The organism is Nitrospirota bacterium (genome assembly GCA_040755395.1).
Taxonomy (GTDB): domain Bacteria; phylum Nitrospirota; class Nitrospiria; order Nitrospirales; family Nitrospiraceae; genus DATLZU01.
The window spans coordinates 55,144-69,528 of sequence record JBFMAX010000011.1 but is presented as its reverse complement, the minus strand read 5'-3'; the positions used below and the strand labels follow the sequence as shown (position 1 = coordinate 69,528).

General features: G+C 61.8%; 15 protein-coding genes. 6 read left to right on the top strand and 9 right to left on the bottom strand.

The features are described from left to right. Positions 1-11: 11 nt before the first annotated feature. The 4 genes from AB1555_15010 to AB1555_14995 all read right to left on the bottom strand — a co-directional run bounded on the left by AB1555_15010 (position 12) and on the right by AB1555_14995 (position 3,710). Positions 12-734, bottom strand: coding sequence for a rhomboid family intramembrane serine protease (locus AB1555_15010; GenBank protein MEW6248007.1), 723 nt, complete (start codon positions 732-734; stop codon positions 12-14). Between the two features lie 58 nt (positions 735-792). Continuing rightward, entirely contained in the window at positions 793-1,692 is a 900-nt protein-coding gene (locus AB1555_15005) for a phosphoesterase (protein ID MEW6248006.1), read from the bottom strand. Positions 1,693-1,771: 79 nt separating this feature from the next. After that, positions 1,772-2,833 (bottom strand): LOG family protein, encoded by a 1,062-nt coding sequence (locus AB1555_15000; GenBank protein MEW6248005.1) that lies wholly within the window; start codon positions 2,831-2,833, stop codon positions 1,772-1,774. 109 nt (positions 2,834-2,942) lie between these two features. Next, positions 2,943-3,710: a CBS domain-containing protein gene (locus AB1555_14995; protein ID MEW6248004.1), complete on the bottom strand. Its 768-nt coding sequence runs from the start codon at positions 3,708-3,710 to the stop codon at positions 2,943-2,945. Positions 3,711-3,893: 183 nt separating this feature from the next. On the opposite strand from AB1555_14995, the gene AB1555_14990 reads away from it, so the two are divergent. The 4 genes from AB1555_14990 to AB1555_14975 all read left to right on the top strand — a co-directional run bounded on the left by AB1555_14990 (position 3,894) and on the right by AB1555_14975 (position 8,108). Then, the gene (locus tag AB1555_14990; GenBank protein ID MEW6248003.1) at positions 3,894-5,357 is read left to right on the top strand and encodes a DUF692 family multinuclear iron-containing protein; all 1,464 of its coding nucleotides are present in this window, start codon (positions 3,894-3,896) and stop codon (positions 5,355-5,357) included. Then, a complete protein-coding gene (locus tag AB1555_14985) occupies positions 5,354-6,538 on the top strand; it encodes a tRNA-dihydrouridine synthase (GenBank protein MEW6248002.1) in 1,185 nt (394 codons plus the stop codon). Before AB1555_14990 ends, AB1555_14985 begins: the two co-directional genes overlap by 4 nt. Before the next feature lie 3 nt (positions 6,539-6,541). Next, positions 6,542-7,174: a Maf family protein gene (locus AB1555_14980; GenBank protein ID MEW6248001.1), complete on the top strand. Its 633-nt coding sequence runs from the start codon at positions 6,542-6,544 to the stop codon at positions 7,172-7,174. A gap of 256 nt (positions 7,175-7,430) precedes the next feature. After that, the gene (locus tag AB1555_14975; GenBank protein ID MEW6248000.1) at positions 7,431-8,108 is read left to right on the top strand and encodes a hypothetical protein; all 678 of its coding nucleotides are present in this window, start codon (positions 7,431-7,433) and stop codon (positions 8,106-8,108) included. Positions 8,109-8,173: 65 nt separating this feature from the next. Here AB1555_14975 and AB1555_14970 read toward each other — a convergent pair whose 3' ends face one another. From AB1555_14970 to AB1555_14960, 3 genes are all read right to left on the bottom strand, one after another. Beyond that, positions 8,174-9,910, bottom strand: a complete 1,737-nt coding sequence (locus AB1555_14970) for an ABC transporter ATP-binding protein (protein MEW6247999.1) — start codon at positions 9,908-9,910, stop codon at positions 8,174-8,176. Between the two features lie 97 nt (positions 9,911-10,007). Then, complete coding sequence (locus tag AB1555_14965) at positions 10,008-10,226, bottom strand: hypothetical protein (protein MEW6247998.1); 219 nt, start codon at positions 10,224-10,226, stop codon at positions 10,008-10,010. A gap of 29 nt (positions 10,227-10,255) precedes the next feature. Further along, complete coding sequence (locus AB1555_14960; protein MEW6247997.1) at positions 10,256-10,351, bottom strand: AURKAIP1/COX24 domain-containing protein; 96 nt, start codon at positions 10,349-10,351, stop codon at positions 10,256-10,258. Between the two features lie 400 nt (positions 10,352-10,751). On the opposite strand from AB1555_14960, the gene AB1555_14955 reads away from it, so the two are divergent. Then, complete coding sequence (locus AB1555_14955; GenBank protein MEW6247996.1) at positions 10,752-11,075, top strand: hypothetical protein; 324 nt, start codon at positions 10,752-10,754, stop codon at positions 11,073-11,075. Next, positions 11,072-12,718, top strand: a complete 1,647-nt coding sequence (gene nadB, locus AB1555_14950; GenBank protein ID MEW6247995.1) for an L-aspartate oxidase — start codon at positions 11,072-11,074, stop codon at positions 12,716-12,718. The genes AB1555_14955 and nadB overlap by 4 nt, the downstream gene beginning before the upstream one ends. On the opposite strand, the gene AB1555_14945 is transcribed toward nadB, so the two are convergent. Then, positions 12,654-13,382: a transglycosylase SLT domain-containing protein gene (locus AB1555_14945; GenBank protein MEW6247994.1), complete on the bottom strand. Its 729-nt coding sequence runs from the start codon at positions 13,380-13,382 to the stop codon at positions 12,654-12,656. The genes nadB and AB1555_14945 overlap by 65 nt on opposite strands. Positions 13,383-13,482: 100 nt before the next feature. Beyond that, on the bottom strand, positions 13,483-14,364 hold the full coding sequence (locus tag AB1555_14940) for an aminotransferase class IV (protein MEW6247993.1): 882 nt from the start codon (positions 14,362-14,364) through the stop codon (positions 13,483-13,485). Between the last annotated feature and the right edge of the window lie 21 nt (positions 14,365-14,385).

The following is a 14,385-nucleotide window of genomic DNA, read 5'->3' as shown; positions in this document are numbered from 1 at the left end:
TTCCCTTCCGCTCACCAGTCTTCATACCGCCAGGATCGATGCCGGCGCGGGGCAAACAACCGGACATCCCGACGTTTGAAAATTCCAATCAGGGCCATGCCCGCGAGAAACCCGCCGATGTGGGCGAAGAAGGCGACCCCGCCGCCCTGCCGTCCGAGGCTGAACCAGCCGCTCAGCGCCTGCATCACAAACCAAAAGCCGAGGACGAACCCCGCCGGCACGTACATCATGCGTGAGAACAACCCCAGCGGAATGAGCACCAGCACCTGCGCGCGGGGGAACAAAAGCAGGTAGGCGCCCAACACGCCGGAAATCGCCCCGCTGGCGCCGACCATCGGGATGGTGGAAGACGGATCGGTCAGCGCGTGGCTCACGGCGGCGAGAACCCCGCAGGTCACGTAGAAGATCGCGAACCGGACGTGTCCCATGACGTCTTCGACGTTATTGCCGAAGATCCACAGATACAGCATGTTGCCGATCAGATGCATCCACCCTCCGTGCAGGAACATGCTGGTCAGGAGCGAGAGCGAAGGAGGGATGGCCGCCACGTCCGGCGGAAGCGAAGCGCGGCCGAACACCGCAGCCGGAATAGCGCCGTACGCGTAGATGAAGGCCTCTCCCGGGCCGGCCGGCAGGGAGGCTTGGTAGAGGAACACCAATACACAGGCGGCGATAAGCGACACCGTGATGATCGGCGTGATTTCGGTAGGATTGTCGTCGTGCAGCGGGATCATGGTCGCGGGTCAGAGACGAGAGGCTCGGGGCGAGGGGTGATCCAGTGCAGTCATGGACTCAGGTCGGCATGTTCTGGGAGTTTTGCCCCTCGTCCCTCGTCTCTCGCCTCTCGCCCGCGACACGCTCAAGCGGAGCTAGCGGCGACGGGGCGTCCGGAGGCAAGGGGACCGAAAACCCGGCGGCGTGGGTATGGCCGCCCCCCCCGAACGCGGCCGCGATGCCGCCCACATCGGTCCCGTCTTCGCGGGAGCGCAGGCTGTAGTAACGGCGGCCGTTCTTGTCGTGCCAGATAATGCAGAAGGGATAGTGAGGCGAGAGCCGTTCGCCGATCTGGCTGGTCAAGACCGGGCTCTGTACGGCAGGGACGACTTCGCCCTGGAACGAGACCATGGTCGCGTGCGCCGCGAGCTTGCCGACCAGCTCATTTTCGTACCGGAGAATCGCACGACCTTCCTGTTCGAGTTCTTTCTGTCGAAATGAATCCCAGAGTTTGAAATCGAAGGGGTACGATGCGAGCGCGGCATTGATTTCCCGGCTGCCCGGCAGCGCCCACTGCCACAGGTCCTTGTCCTGGATGTATTCCAGCAGCCAAGGGGCCGGCTCGTCGTGGGCCCACTCCCATGCCAGCACGGCTCCCGACTTCTTGAGGTCAAAATAGGCATAAGGCAGCCCGGCCAGCGCTTTCTCGGCGGTGATGTGATGATCGAGCACCAGCAAGCGGGAGGCCTCGCGGGCCATGTTCTCGAGAATCGGTCTCGAGTAGCTGAAATCCACGATGACGATCCGTTGGCCGGCCAGGTTGCCGGGCGGAGGGTCGCCGTGCTTGACGGCGATGAATTGCGCCGAGGGAAAGCGCTTCCAAATGGCCCAGGCCGCGCCGAATCCGTCCGCGCATTCCGCATGATAGAGCACCAGGCTGGGCGGCTGGTCCGATCTGTGGCGAGACAGGCCCGACATTTCGCGTCACAGAATACCATGTCTGGCGACGGAGGCCAAAGAGTCTTTCGACGGGAACGCGGGAGGAGCGGCGCCGGGGTCACTCGGCCGGGAGCACCGGCCCCGGCAACGTATTCAGATGGTCGATGAGTTGGCGAAGCCGGCCGGCGCTCCTTCGGTTGAAGAGAAACACCAGGCGAGGCAGGTCCTTCACGGCCGGCTCGTCGAGTTCCTCCGGGAGAGGACCCCGCTGTTCGAATACACCTTCTGTCAGCAGGTCCTTGAAACGGTCGTTCACGTCGGCCACCTGTACATCGGAGAGCGGATGCTTCAGGCGCATGGCCAACTGACGACCTACGAACCGGATGGAGTGATAACGGCGATAGAACGTCAGGATTTCCGCCACCGCTTTTTGCTCGCTGTCGAAGATTTTGAACAGGCTCAGATCCTCCTGGTTGATGAGGCCGCGCCCCAACAACTGGTCGGCGATGAAGTCGTACCAATGATTCCAATAGTCGCACCCCGGCGCCTGAAGGCAGACGATCGGCTGAGGGTCGCTTTTGCCGGTCTGCGTCAAGGTCAGGATTTCGAAGCCTTCATCGTGCGTGCCAAAGCCGCCTGGGAACAACGCAATCGCGTTCGCTTCCTTCTGAAAGGTGAGCTTCCGCGTGAAGAAATACTTGAACGTGATGAGCTTCGGATCGTCGGCGATCACGGCGTTCGGTCCCTGTTCGAACGGCAACAGGATATTGACTCCGAAACTGTTCTCCCGGCCGGCTCCTTCCTGACAGGCCCGCATAATGCCGTCAGCCCCTCCGGTGATCACCATGAAGCCGTGTTGCACGATCAGGCGGGCGAATCGGTACGCCAGTTGGTAGTTGGGATCGTCCGGTTGAGTACGGGCCGAACCGAAGATGCTGATCTTCGGGCGGTCGCGATAGGCCTGGAACACGCCAAAGGCGTGGCGAAGCTCTTTCATCGCCCGGTTGACGATCTTGAGATCGAGCAGATCCAGGCGGGATTCGCGCAGCCGCAGGACGCCCACCAGGATTTCTTTCATCAGGACGCTGGACAGGTCGTCGTCCGGTCCGTCCAGCAGGCTGTGCACCTGGGCCAGGACCTCTTCTTTGGTCGGAGTCGGGCGGCTTCGGGTTTGCGCCATCGATTTGGTTCCTTTGCGTTGGAAGAAACAGCAAGACCGACGCAGAGCGCGAATTCTACCAAGCAGTCGGCGGCTGGTCAAAAGGCCAACGTGGGGAGGACCGCTGACCCTAGCAGGATTTCTTGTAGAGATTCTGGACGGCCCATGCGCTGATACGCGATTGGTCTTCGTCGGACAGAGCGGTGAACTGAATTTCCACCCCGGGAGGCCGACGGTGCCGTTCGCCCTCGGACTGATGGGGCGGTTGATAGCTTGCGACGACCGCGCCGTTCACGTGGATGGGAACCCTCGAGCCGGGCAGGGAGAACGAAAGCGTGACGTCCGTCCCGGGCAGCAACAGACTCGACGTTTCGACGAACGCGCCCGCGTGGCTCAACTGGGTGATCGTGGCCTTGTGATCGGCGCCCCGCTCGCGCCCGTCGGAGGTGCGGACGAAAGCGGGAATCTGCGTGTGGCATCGCTTGGGCCGGAACACAAGGTCATGGGCCGTCAAAATTCCCACGGGTTGATCCTGGTGGGTGACGATCAGCAACGGCACTCCGGTCGAAGCCATGAGCGTCGTGGCTTCTTCGATGGGGCGGTCGAATTCGATCGAGCGGACCGGTCTGGACATGATCGCGCGGGCCTCGATGTTGTGAGGCTCCAACCCTTGTGCGACGACTTTCTTGACGATGTCGCTCGGGGTGACGATGCCGATCAAGGTCTCGGTGTCTTTTACCAGGAGGCACGGCACCTGTTCGCGTTGCATGACCAGCGCGGCTTCGCTGACTAGCACATCGCCCGGAATTTGAATGACGCCGGGTGTCATCATCTGGGCTACCATTGCTGACGAATAGTCGGATGCGGCGTCGCGAGCCTTGTCCCCGGTGCCTCTCATCGCGACCTCAATCGATCAAGCGGTTTACGTGGCGTTCGAGGTTCCGGGAGCGCAACGCACAGGAAGTATAGCAGACAGGAACTCCGCGGAATGCTGCGTCGTTCCCTTGCCAGGGAGGCCCTCGGCCGATTAGACTGGCGTCCCGGCGGCTTCGTGTTCCCGGTTCAATCGAGTATAGGGATAATGGGCGCAGTTGACCAGGAATTCTTGAAACGCATCACCGCGATCCCGATGCACGGGTTCGGCCTCTCGGCGGATGTGTATTGTCCCGACGTGGGTGAACTGCTCGAGGCCTTGGACGGCTACCCGCCGGACCTGGGCTTTGTGGAGCTCTTCAAAGCGAATGACTCGGCGCTCGCCGCGGTCAGGCGCCGACTGCCGTCGGTCGGTCTGGCTTATCATGGGGAAGGGTTGTGGGTCACGCAGCCGGATTGGTGTGAGAAGTATCCCTATAGGCTGGAACTGGAGGCGGCGGTGGCGCACCTACGGACGCTGGGCAGCTATTGGATGACTCACGAATGCGCGAGCAAGCAAATGGCGGGCTATGCCTTCGGCACCTATCTGCCGCCTCTGTTCACCGAGACCAGCGCGGCGGTGACCGCCGAGCACATCACGCGGGTTCAGCGATATCTCGACGAGCACTGCGAGATGACCAGAGGTATGGGGCCGCTCTTTCTGCTGGAGATGCCTCCGCTCACCTACTTCGGGTTCGGGGCGCTTCCGATTGCGCGGTTCTTTCGACTGATCGCCGATCGCACGGCCTGCGGCCTGGTGCTCGACATCGGCCACCTCTGGACGGTCTACCGGTATTCGGGCGCGTGGCGACGTTCGAATGTGGAGCGATTCGCAGAGGACTTCCTGGACATGTTCCCGGTCGAGCGTGTGGTGGAAATTCACGTGGCCGGTCTCTCGGCGGAGGGTGAAGGCGAAGCAACGGACGGCGCAACCCCTCCGTATCTGCTCGACGACCATGCGGCGCCGATCCCGGATATGCTGTTCGACTTGCTCGCGCAGGTGTTGGCGCGCCCTGACCTGGTCCATCTCAGAGGGATCGCCCTGGAGGTCGACAATAAGCCGATTCCGCAGACCATCCGGGAATATCGGCGGTTCCGAAAAGAGTTTAACAGGGCCTTCGACCAGCGGAGCACGCCGCCCTCCGAGCATGAGCGTGGGGCAACGTTCGAGAGCCAAAGTCCGGCGGTGTCTTGCTGCCAGACCGAGAAAACCCGGCTCCTTCTCGACTACGCGCGATATGTCGGGATCGTTTCGGGCGTCGCCGATCAACTTGCGGCGGAATCGCTGTGTCTGGTCGGGGATCACGACGGCGTGGACCGCTATCGGCGCAGGTATCTGCCGAACGAGATTCTTCGTTGGGGTGGAGATCTGCGCGACATGTTTCCGGAGACCCATCAGCTGCTGGATGGACAGGGCGTCGAGCTTGAGGAGTTCGTGTTCCACTGGTTTCGAACGCCCCGCCCGGCGACGGTTCCGTATGATTTCTTTCTGCTGAAGATCGAGCGGTTTGTCGAATTTGTCCGAGACCGGCTTCCCTCCGCAGTTCCGACTGCAGAGCGCGAGGCTGAGGGTCTGCGGACTGCCTATCAGATTGCCAACGAGCCGGTGACGGAAGACGGGGTGAAGGCATGAGTTTCTGGGATTCGCTTCCCCAGCCGATCATCGGGCTGGCTCCCATGGACGGCGTGACAGATGCGACCTTCAGGAGGCTGGTCGCGACACAGGGGCGTCCCGATGTCATCTTCACGGAGTTCACGCATGTCAATGACATCTGCAGGGGGCCTGATTGCTTGGTGGATTCGCTCCTCTACAGCGAAGTCGAGCGGCCGATCGTGGCGCAACTGTACGGCAAGGACCCCGAGCTGTTTTATGTCGCTGCGCATGCGGTGTGCGAGCTCGGATTCGACGGGCTCGACATCAACATGGGCTGTCCTTCGCGCAATGTCGCCTCTTCGGGCTCCGGCGCAGGATTGATCCGCACGCCGGAGCTCGCTCGCGCCGTTGTCCGCGCCGCGCGGCAGGGCATTCTGGACTGGTCGGCAGGTCAGACGCCAGAGGGGGCGGGACTCAAACCGGCTCGCGCGGAATTGCTCAGAAAGATGAATGTTGCCAGAAACGGGCGTCCGACGGTTCCTCGCCGGGTCATTCCGCTTTCGGTGAAGACACGCCTGGGCTATGACTGCGTGGTGGTCGAAGACTGGATCGCCGATCTGTTGGAAGAGCGGCCGGCGGTCATTTCCGTTCACGGTCGGACGCTGCGGCAGATGTATCGCGGCGAAGCGGACTGGAATGCCATTGCCAAGGCCGCACGGATCGTGTCCGGAAGCGGAACGCTACTTCTGGGAAACGGCGACGTCATGTCCATGCAGCACGTCGTCCGACGCGTGCGCGAGAGCGGAGTGCACGGCGTGCTGATCGGGAGAGGAGCCTTGGGCGGGCCCTGGTTGTTCCGCACGAAGGACTTTGTGAAACGCAAGATCTGGTCCGAGAGGGACGGAAATGACCTGCTTCCCGGCGCGCTCGATGTCGCAATGAGTGTGGACGAGCGGTTTCGGGTAATGATGGCCCATGCCCGCCAGTTCCACGCGCTATGCGGGTCCGAGCAGTTTCGACGCATGCGCAAGCACCTGGGCTGGTATTGCAAAGGCTTCCCCGGTGCCGCCGCGATGCGGGCGAAGATGTTCCAGGCATCCAGTCCGGCCGATGTGGAGCGGATCGTCGCCGAGTTCGCGCCAGCGGCATGCGTCGGCCGCGATTCTCGGTCCGATTCCTGGGTACACGCGAGATCTTCTCCCGTACTCTCGGCCACCTGACGCATGCCGCTGATCCTCGCGTCAACCTCTCCCCGCAGGGCGGAACTCCTGAGCCTTCTCCAAGTTCCGTTCAAGGTCGAGCCGCCGTCGTTTCAAGAACACGTGCGCCTCGGTGTGCGCGCCGAAGCCATGGCGAAGGAATTCGCCCGGGGTAAGGCGCAGGCGTGCGCCGTTCGCTTTTCCGACTCGCTGGTCCTCGGCTGTGACACGCTGATCGACCTGGACGGCGCGGTGCTGGGCAAGCCGGTCGATCTGCCGGAAGCTCGCGCCATGCTCCGGCGCCTGTCCGGCCGCGAACATGTGATCCATACCGCGGTCGCTTGCAGGCGGCTCTGCGACGGCGTTGATGAAGTGGTTGAAACGAGCGTGCGGGTCTGGATGAGGAATTTCGGAGCCGAAGAGATCGAACGCTACCTCGACACCGGCGAAAGTCTGGGGAAGGCCGGCGCCTATTCCATTCAAGGCGAAGGAAGCCGGCTGATTGCAGAAATCTCCGGCGATTATACCGCAGCGGTGGGATTGCCGTTACGGCTGGTGGCTGATCGCCTCGGAGCTTATGGGGTCGAAGTGCCGGTCGATGTCGAGATCTTGTATCGGACGAAACCCTACCCCAATTGGGGGCGCTTCGCGGACTAGGAGCCTGTCCGACATTACCCATTCTGCTATGGCGAACGATGCAGGAGCATCTGCTTTGTTCTCGGCCCCGAAAAATCCTCAACGTATTCCAGCGAATACGCCTCCGGTTTTTCGGGTCCTGCGGCCGCGCATCTGCTCACGCCTCCTTCGCCTCGCGACGAACGGTAATGTCGGACAGGCTCCTAGATTGCAAAAACCTTTGGCCTTTCCTTACAATGCCTTCCACCTATGCATTGTTCTCGCAAGGAGGGGGTTCATGCGTTCGGAAGTTGAATCCGGAGAACGGAAGGTGGGTCGAGGGTCGGCGGTGCTCGCGTTCTTGGCGTTGGTCGGATGGGCCGTTGCCGCAGAACCGGTCTTTGCGATCGATGTGAAGCTCACGATGGAGGAAGCCAAGAAGGTCCTTGAAGCGGGACGGGTGCCGATGGAAAAGGCGAACACCCCGGAAGAGGTCAAAAAGGTCTTGCAGCAAGCGTCTCTGGAGACCCGTGTCGGTGCCGATCCCGAGAAAGACCCGTGCGGCGCCAGCGCCATTCTCCGAACCAAGCGGTATCGGCTGGAAGCCTTCGGCCGGCAGGAAGCCACCGAGTCCAAGAAGCAGAAAAAAGACGTTCGGATGCCGGAAGAGTTCATCCAGAAAGTCATCGACATGCCGAATATGGAAATCGAGGTGCAACTCTGCGGCGACGACGAGTATTTCGCCGAGGGTGTCCAGGTGGTTTTCCAGCAGAACGGCAAGACCATCAAGCCCATCGACGTCAGTCCGGCCGAACGCGGACGGAAGAACGACGGCCAGGGCCCCGCCTATCGGTCTCGCTTCACCGCCCGCTTCGCCTACGAGAGCTTCGATCCGAATGCCAAAACCAAAGTGATCATCTTCTATCCGGATGGGAAGATGGTCGATTTTGATGCGGACTTCTCGAAGGTGAAATAAAGCGAACGGCGATCAACGGGTAGCTCATAACGGGTCCTCCGGAGAGGACCTTTCGCGGTTTGCCGTTAGCTGTTCGCTCCTTGCTCTTGCAAGCGGAGCGTATACAGGTAGCGATAGAGACCTCGCCGTTCCATCAATGAGGCGTGGGTCCCCTCTTCCACGATCCTGCCCTTATTCAACACCAGTATCCGGTCGGCCTGCTGTATGGTGGTGAGCCGGTGCGCGACGACGAAGGTGGTCCGGCCGGCCATCAACCGTTCGAGCGCATCCTGGACGAGTCGCTCGGATTCGCTGTCCAGCGAAGAGGTCGCTTCGTCCAGGAGCAGAATTCTCGGGTTTTTGAGAATCGCCCGGGCGATCGCCAGCCGTTGTCGCTGGCCGCCGGAGAGATTCACGCCCTTTTCGCCGACGACCGTCCGATACCCGTCGGGTAACGCGCTGATGAATTCATGGGCGTGGGCCGCTCGGCTGGCGGCGAGGACTTCCTCTTCGGATGCGTCCTCGCGACCGTATCGGATGTTGTCGAGGATCGTCCCGCCGAACAAGATGGTCTCCTGGGGCACCAAGGCGATCTGCCGATAGAGACTGTCCAGCTTCACCCGACGGAGGTCATATCCATCGATCGTGATCCGTCCCTCGAGGGGATCGTAGAAGCGATGGAGCAGATTCACGATCGTGGTCTTGCCCGCGCCGGTCGGCCCCACCAGCGCGATCATTTCCCCCGGCTTGGCTTCGAACGACACGTCCGTCAACACCGGCGCACGCGCGTCATACGCAAAGTGGATCCGCTCGGCCCGCACGTGGCCGGCGATCGGCGGCAAGTCCACGGCGTCAGGCTCGTCGCGAATGTCCGGTTCGGTGTCGAGGATCTCGAAGACCCGCTGCATGGAACCCTGGGCTTCTTTGACCAGCGCGAACATGCGGGCGGCCGAGCTGAAGGGGCCGATCAAGATGCCGGCGAAGAGCACGAAGGCGAACAGATCTCCCGGCGTCACGATCCCTTCGATCACCTGGAGACCTCCATACCACAGCACCGCCGCCGCGGCCGAGAAGGTCAGCAGACTGATGGTCGGTACGAAGACGGCGAGCACCGCCGCCCGGCGGAGCGAAATGGCCAGGGCGGCCTGGACCTGCGAGGCGAACCGTCGCTCCTCGCGGGCCGTTTGAACGAATGATTTGACGATGCGGATGCCGGAAATCACTTCCTCCACCAGCGTGCTGATCGAGGCGGTCTGATCCTGGATCGACGTGGAGAGCGCTTTGAGCCGCCGGCCGAAGAGGCGGGCGACCAGAACCAGGATCGGCAAAAGAAGCAGAATCAGGAGGCAAAGGCGCCAGTTCATCACGAACAAAAATACGGTGCCGCCGACGAACGTGACCAGTTGCTTGGCCGAGTCGATGGGCGTCTCGGTCACGACGGTCTGGATGACGTTGACGTCGTTCATGAGCCGGGAGAGCAGTTCCCCGGCCCGACGTTTCGCGAAGAAGCTAACGGACAGCGTCTGGAGATGGGCGAACAGATGCATGCGGAAATCCACCACGATCCGTTGCGAGACCCAGACCGTCAGAAAACTGTGCCCCATGGAGAAAAGTCCCTGCAGCACGATGAGCCCGATGAACAGCCGGATTGCTTCGGTCATGCGCTGCGGGTCCCGCTGCGCAGTGATGATGTCCCAGAGGGTGCCGGCCAGTCTCAGCAAGGCAAGGTTGAGGGCCGCGACCGCCATGACCATGACAGCCGCGGCCACCATGCGCGGGAGATAGGGTTTGAGGAAAGGGTAAAAACGGGCGTAGTACGACATGAATCAGGTTCTCGATAACGGGCGTCCGCTGAGGAGAGCGCCCGATAACGGGCGGCGAGGAGAGAGGCCGAGGAGAATGGAGGCCCAGGAGGAGAGGCTACAGTTGGGCGATCGACTCAATCAGGTTCTTGTTGATCGCAACGAAGTCGGATCGATCTTTGTCGTTGATGAGCACGTCCGTCAGACTAATGAAGAGCCGCTGCTCCTCGTTGATCGCATCAGAGACGCGGTTGCGCATCGGGGGGATGAGAAAATCCCCGACGTACGTGCAGTTCACCGTTCGAACGCGAATGCGGACTTTCTTGCCCTCGGGCACGTTGGCCTCCGTCCCTCAACAGGATGTCCTTAGCTCTTCCGACGCAGAAACTTCTGGCGCCGGCGCAGTTTCTTATACTTGTGCTTGCGCATCTTCTTCCGGCGTTTCTTCAGCACGCTCGACATACGCAATCTCCTCGGAGCTGAAGTCTAGAGTCTTCCCGCATAAAATGCAAGCAATATGCGGTACTTTACGCAAAGCCTCTACCCTGAAACAGCGGCAGTCTCGTAACACAGCGTTTGCGACGCTGTCAAGCAATCGCCGCAGAGAACCTTGCCCGCCGGCGCCGTGCTGATCGCTTGACCCGCTGCGAACGGATTTCTATACTGCGGCATGTTCTCGCCGAGAGGTCGCATAACAAGACTCTTCGTTCTCTCGCTCCCTCTCATCGTGTTTCTGTCCGCCTGTTCATCGAAGGGCCCCCAGTATCCGGAAGATCATGAGCGGTTTCGTCGAATCGACACGGCAGTCGAATCGCTGCGCAAGGCCTATGTCAATAGGGACGCCTCGGCTTTGGAGTCATTGATGTTGCCTTTGGATGCGCTGGACCGAATGCAGCGCGACGCCCGGCGCGACTTCGAGGGCTTTCAGGAGATTGCCTTGGATTGGACGATCGAACGCATCGTGATCGACGGAGACAACATCGACGTCTTCGTGCATTGGCAGGGGCAGTGGAAGCGGGATCCCGGCGACCCCGGTATCCGCCAACGCGGACACGGCCGCCTTCAGTGGGTCGGAGTCCAGTCGATTCTCCTCAAGGGAGTCGAGGGAGACCTACCCTTCGGGATGGCGGTCCGCCAGGCTGTGTCCGAACAGGCGGGGGGCGATTCGGCGAAGGGACAGCAATGACGTCGGCGACTCAGGAGAAAACGGCAGAGGCGGATTTTCTGGTCGTCGGGAGCGGCGTGGCAGGCTTGCGCGCTGCGCTCGAGCTGTGCTTGCATGGCCGCGTTTTGATCCTTACGAAAGGTCACCCGTTCGAAAGCAGTTCGATCTATGCGCAGGGCGGGGTCGCGGTGGCGTTGAGCGAGGAAGATGATGTGGCCATTCATCTGACCGACACGCTGAAGGCGGGGCACGGGCTCTGCCGGGAAGAGGCCGTGCGGGTGTTGGTGGAAGAGGGCCCGGAACGGATTCACGAACTCATTGCATGGGGGGCCGAATTCGACAAGGTCGGTGGAAAATTCGCCTTTGCCCGGGAGGCGGCGCACAGCCGCAGCCGCATCCTCCGGGCGCGTGGGGATGCGACCGGCAACGAGATGGTTCGGGTGCTGCTGGCGCGGGCGAGCCGGCAGAAGCAGATCCGGCAGCTTGAGCGGCACTTCACGGTGGATCTGGTCGCCGTGGATGGACGATGTTGCGGCGCGCTGGTGCTCGACGAACTGTCGGGACAGCGAATGGTGATCTCCGCCAAAGCAGTGGTGCTTGCGACCGGAGGGGCCGGGCAGATCTATGCGCGGACGACGAATCCGCCCAATGCGACCGGGGATGGCATGGCGATGGCCTTGCGGGCCGGCGCGGTTCTAGAGGATATGGAGTTCGTGCAGTTCCATCCCACCTCGCTCTATCTGCCGTCCAGCCCGCCGTTTCTCCTCTCCGAGGCGATGCGCGGGGAAGGCGGCCAACTCCGCAACAGCAAGGGCCAGCTCTTCATGCACAAGTACCACCTGGCGGGAGACCTGGCGCCGCGCGACGTCGTCGCCCGCGCGATCTGGTCCGAGATGGCGGCGACCCGCTCCCGCCACGTCTACTTGGACGTCACGCACCTGGACGCGACTTTCATCAAACGGCGGTTTCCGACCATCTACGCCACGTGCCTGCGCTACGACATCGATATCACGGAGGAGTGGATTCCGGTCTCGCCCAGCGCCCATTACATGATGGGAGGGGTACGGACCGACCTGACCGGCGCGACAAGCCTGCCCGGCCTCTTCGCAGCCGGGGAAGTCGCATGCAGCGGCGTTCACGGCGCCAATCGCCTGGCCAGCAACTCGCTGTTGGAAGGGCTGGTGTTCGGAACCCGGGCGGCGCGGGCGGCAACGGAGTTCGCTTCGCGCCTGCGAGCCGTCCCGGTGGTTCCGTCCGCGAAAGAACTGGAAGGCGGCGCATTGTGTGAACTGGAGGATGCGGAGAAACTTCGGAGTTCGTTGCGTCGGCTGATGTGGGGAAAAGTCGGACTGGTCCGGACGCGGGATTCACTGGCCAGCGCGACGGCGCAGTTGTCGCGCTGGTCGCGCCTGGTATCACGCTCCTTCGGGACAAGGACGGCGTTGGAAGTGAAGAATATGATTCAGGTCGCGCAGTGCATCGCCGAGGCGGCGCTATGGCGGGAGAACAGTATCGGCGCGCATTACCGGGCGGACTTCCCCGAAAAAACACGGCCGGGCTGGCGCCAGCATAGCCAGGTGGCGCAGGCGAAAGAGCGGGTTATGGCCGTGGAGGAGCCGAAAACGCGAGGTCTGGTGATCGAGTGGCGCGGGCGGGCGCGGTGACGGTCTTGAGCCCGGAACCGGCGTCGGCGAACAGGAAATGCCGGTAATAGCGGAGGACCTTGGAGACGTAACGGCGCGTTTCATCGATCGGCGGCAGCGTCCGGTACCGTTCAACGAGGGTCTCGCCCGCATTGTAGGCCGCGAGGGCGAGCGGAAGATTGCCGTGGAAGCGGTCGAGAAGGTAGCGCAGGTGCCTGGCTCCTCCACCGATATTCTCGTCGGGATCGTAGATGTCTCGCACGTCCAACTGCACGGCTGTTTGCGGCATCAACTGCATGAGTCCCACGGCTCCGGCTCGGGAGACTGCCATGGGGTCGAAATCGGACTCCGCTTTAATCACCGCCCGTAGCAGCGCAGGGTGAAGGCGGTGTCGCCGGGAGTGCCGCGCAATCACGCGTTCCAACTCTTTTTCGGACAGGGTGGCACGCAGGCTTGTCGAATCTAGGTCGATTCTCCGGTAGCGGGAATCGGACGGCACGTTGGTCAGGGACACGGTGCCGTTGGCGTCGATAAACTGGTAGATTTCGGCCTGAGCGAAAACAGGGAGGTGGAGGATCGCCGCCAGGGAAAAGAAGAACACGCCGACAGCCGACCAGGAACCGATGGCGCTCGGTTGACGGGTTGCGTTCGCTCTGCCGAACAACGAGAACATCGTGTTGACCATAGCATCGCGGCCGGGACCTGTCAAAAATTAAGCAAGTCCTGTACCGTCACGAGTTCCTCCCGAATAAAAGAACCCGTTCGTCGCCAAGCCGCAAGAAAAGCTACGGTGAGTCCTCCCCAAAGCGTCCACGCTGTTCAGCAAAAATTGTGCGGAGCTGCCGGGTCATCGGCCCAGGCCGGCCTGTCCCGACCGGCGACCTATCGATCTGTGTGACGGGCATCAGTTCCATGCTGGTATTGGTGAGGAAACACTCTTCCGCTTCCAGCAAGGTCGAGACACCATACCGACCTTCTTCAGTCGGGATACTGTGCTCGCGAGCCAAGAGGAGGACAAGTTCCCGGGTGATCCCGTCCAGAATGCCGCACTCGATCGCCGGTGTGCAGAGCCGGCCGCTCCGAACGAAAAAGAGGTTGCTGGTCGTGCATTCGGTCAGGTGATCCTGCCAATTCAGCATGACACAGTCAAAGGCTCCCGCTCGAACCGCTTCCTGCTTCGCCAGGATGTTGTTGAGGAAGTTCAGCGACTTGATTTGCGGGGATAAGGCGGCGGGTAGGTTGCGGCGGGTCTGCGCGATGATCAGGCAGGCGCCGTCTCGATAGAGGCGCGGGGGATAAGCGGCGAGCGCTTTCGCCACGATGACGACCGTCGGATGCCGACAGAGCGACGGGTCCAGCCCGATTTCGCCTTCGCCGCGAGTGACCGTGATGCGGAGATAGGCGTCGACCTGCTCGTTGCCGACGGCGTTACGTTCCATGGCCTCGTGGAGTAAGCCGGGCCAGTCCTTGGGAGGGATGGGAATCTCGATCCCGATGGCCTCCGCCGAACGGCGTAGCCGGGCGAGGTGTTGGTCCCGCATGAAGATCCGAGGGCCGTACGATCGGATCGTTTCATAGACCCCGTCACCATAAAGAAAGCCATGGTCGAAGACCGACACCACAGCCTCCTCCGCCCGTACGAATCGATCGTTCAGAAAGATCCACATAGCTAAAGCCGTGAAGCGTAT

Bases quoted from the DNA above. Each gene is read 5' to 3' on its own strand.
- AB1555_14975 (MEW6248000.1), top strand. From the start codon at position 7,431: ATGCGTTCGGAAGTTGAATCCGGAGAACGGAAGGTGGGTCGAGGGTCG.
- AB1555_14960 (MEW6247997.1), bottom strand. From the start codon at position 10,351: ATGTCGAGCGTGCTGAAGAAACGCCGGAAGAAGATGCGCAAGCACAAG.
- AB1555_14995 (MEW6248004.1), bottom strand. From the start codon at position 3,710: ATGAGAGGCACCGGGGACAAGGCTCGCGACGCCGCATCCGACTATTCG.
- AB1555_15000 (MEW6248005.1), bottom strand. From the start codon at position 2,833: ATGGCGCAAACCCGAAGCCGCCCGACTCCGACCAAAGAAGAGGTCCTG.
- AB1555_14980 (MEW6248001.1), top strand. From the start codon at position 6,542: ATGCCGCTGATCCTCGCGTCAACCTCTCCCCGCAGGGCGGAACTCCTG.
- AB1555_14940 (MEW6247993.1), bottom strand. From the start codon at position 14,364: ATGTGGATCTTTCTGAACGATCGATTCGTACGGGCGGAGGAGGCTGTG.
- AB1555_14945 (MEW6247994.1), bottom strand. From the start codon at position 13,382: ATGGTCAACACGATGTTCTCGTTGTTCGGCAGAGCGAACGCAACCCGT.
- AB1555_15010 (MEW6248007.1), bottom strand. From the start codon at position 734: ATGATCCCGCTGCACGACGACAATCCTACCGAAATCACGCCGATCATC.
- nadB (MEW6247995.1), top strand. From the start codon at position 11,072: ATGACGTCGGCGACTCAGGAGAAAACGGCAGAGGCGGATTTTCTGGTC.
- AB1555_14970 (MEW6247999.1), bottom strand. From the start codon at position 9,910: ATGTCGTACTACGCCCGTTTTTACCCTTTCCTCAAACCCTATCTCCCG.
- AB1555_15005 (MEW6248006.1), bottom strand. From the start codon at position 1,692: ATGTCGGGCCTGTCTCGCCACAGATCGGACCAGCCGCCCAGCCTGGTG.
- AB1555_14955 (MEW6247996.1), top strand. From the start codon at position 10,752: ATGTTGCCTTTGGATGCGCTGGACCGAATGCAGCGCGACGCCCGGCGC.
- AB1555_14985 (MEW6248002.1), top strand. From the start codon at position 5,354: ATGAGTTTCTGGGATTCGCTTCCCCAGCCGATCATCGGGCTGGCTCCC.
- AB1555_14990 (MEW6248003.1), top strand. From the start codon at position 3,894: ATGGGCGCAGTTGACCAGGAATTCTTGAAACGCATCACCGCGATCCCG.